The 1,721-nt window shown below is 66.0% G+C and carries 1 protein-coding gene and 2 pseudogenes; all 3 read left to right on the top strand.

Annotation, left to right across the window (positions count from 1 at the left end):
* A pseudogene (locus tag EN906_RS33165) lies at window positions 1–735 on the top strand (glutamine synthetase); the annotation flags it as partial.
* A complete protein-coding gene (locus tag EN906_RS33160; protein ID WP_127267231.1) occupies window positions 735–1,502 on the top strand; it encodes an N-formylglutamate amidohydrolase in 768 nt (255 codons plus the stop codon). The pseudogene EN906_RS33165 and the gene EN906_RS33160, both read left to right, overlap by 1 nt.
* A pseudogene (locus EN906_RS33155) lies at window positions 1,499–1,721 on the top strand (aminotransferase class III-fold pyridoxal phosphate-dependent enzyme); the annotation flags it as partial. The gene EN906_RS33160 and the pseudogene EN906_RS33155, both read left to right, overlap by 4 nt.

Below are 1,721 nucleotides of genomic sequence, written 5' to 3'. Positions count from 1 at the left end.
GACCGCGCCGTCGCCATCCGCGAAATCACGCGCGAATTGGCGCGCAATGCCGGCTGGCGTGCGAGCTTCGCGCCCAAAACCGCGCCAACTGCCGTCGGCAACGGCGTCCACATCCATTTCAGCTTTGTCGACGAGGCCGGCAAGCCGGTGACATACGATCCAACGCAGCCCGGAGGTCTTTCCGCCAAAGCCGGCGCCTTCTGTGCCGGCGTGCTGCGCCATCTGCCTGGAATGACCGCGATGACGGCGTCGAGCGTGTCGTCCTTCTACCGGCTGAAGCCGCACAGCTGGAGTTCGTCCTATACCTGGCTCGCCGACCGCGACCGCGAGGCGTCGCTGCGCATCTGCCCGACTGTGACGATCGGCGGACGCGATCCGGCGCGGCAATACAACATCGAATACCGGGCCGCTGACGCCACCGGCAATCCCTATCTGTCGCTGGCGGCGATCATCCGCGCCGGGCTGGAAGGGCTGAAGGCGGGCCTGCCGTCGCCGCCTTTGGTCACCGGCGACCCGACACTGATGAGCGAGGCTGAGCGGGCGAGTCTCGGTCTGGTGCGCCTGCCCGAAACCCTGCCCGTGGCACTGGACGCGTTGCTGGCCGACGGCATCGTGACGGGATGGTTCGCGCCTGTCTTCATCGAAACCTTCGTCGGCCTCAAGCGACATGAGTCCGAGCGTCTTGCCGGTCTCGATCCGGCCTCCATCTGCGATCTCTACCGGACGCTCTATTGATGACCGCGCAGGCCAGAAAAGATTGGCCCGAGGCCGTCGAGGTCCTCAACGAGCACGGCCGCTCCGATATCGTGCTGTTGTGTGAGCATGCGTCCAACCACATGCCGGCCGAGTATCGGCAGCTCGGCCTCGATGCCAGCCATCTGCAGCGCCACATCGCCTGGGATATCGGCGCCGCCGAAGTGACCCGCCTGCTGTCGTCGAAGCTCGATGCACCGGCCTTCCTCAGCGGTTACTCGCGGCTGCTGATCGACCTCAACCGGCCACTGGGCACGCCAGGCAGCATTCCGGTGCTGTCGGAAGACACCGACATTCCCGGCAATGTCGGCATCGATTCGGCGGAGCGGATCCGGCGCGCCGAGATCATCTTTTCGCCGTTTCATGACCGGGTGACTGCGTATCTTGACCGCCGGGCGCAAGCAGGCCGGCAGACCCGGATCGTGACGATCCATTCCTTCACGCCGGTCTTCCTCGGTGTCAGCAGACCCTGGCATGCCGGCGTGCTGCACGACCAAGCAAGAGATCTCGCAGAAACGATCCTTTCGGGCCTGCGCACCGACGCCGGGCTCAATGTCGCGGCCAACGTGCCCTATGTGATCAGCCGCGACGCCGATTACGCCGTGCCCATTCATGGCGATGATCGCGGCATCCCCGCCGTCCTCGTCGAGATCCGGCAGGACCTTTTGTCGACACGGTCCGGCATCGAGGAATGGGCGGACCGGCTGGCGGCGGCACTGCCGGCGCTCGAAACGGAATCCGTGTCGTGAGCAATCTCAGCCTGCGCGAACGTGATGCCGCGACCATCGCCCAGATCGGCAAGCTGCGTTTCTCCCCGCTCAGCGTCATCGGCGGCCGGGGCAACCGGCTGATCGAGGAAGGCGGCCGCTCCTTGCTCGACCTGTCGGGATCGGCCGGTCCGGCGGTGCTCGGCTACGGCCATCCGGCAATAGTCGAAGCGGTCGAGACGTCGATCCGCGACATGGCGG

Source organism: Mesorhizobium sp. M7A.F.Ca.CA.004.06.1.1 (assembly GCF_003999135.1).
Taxonomy (GTDB): Bacteria; Pseudomonadota; Alphaproteobacteria; order Rhizobiales; family Rhizobiaceae; genus Mesorhizobium.
The sequence above is the reverse complement of the archived record's forward strand: the minus strand, read 5'-3'. Positions and strand labels throughout refer to the sequence as shown.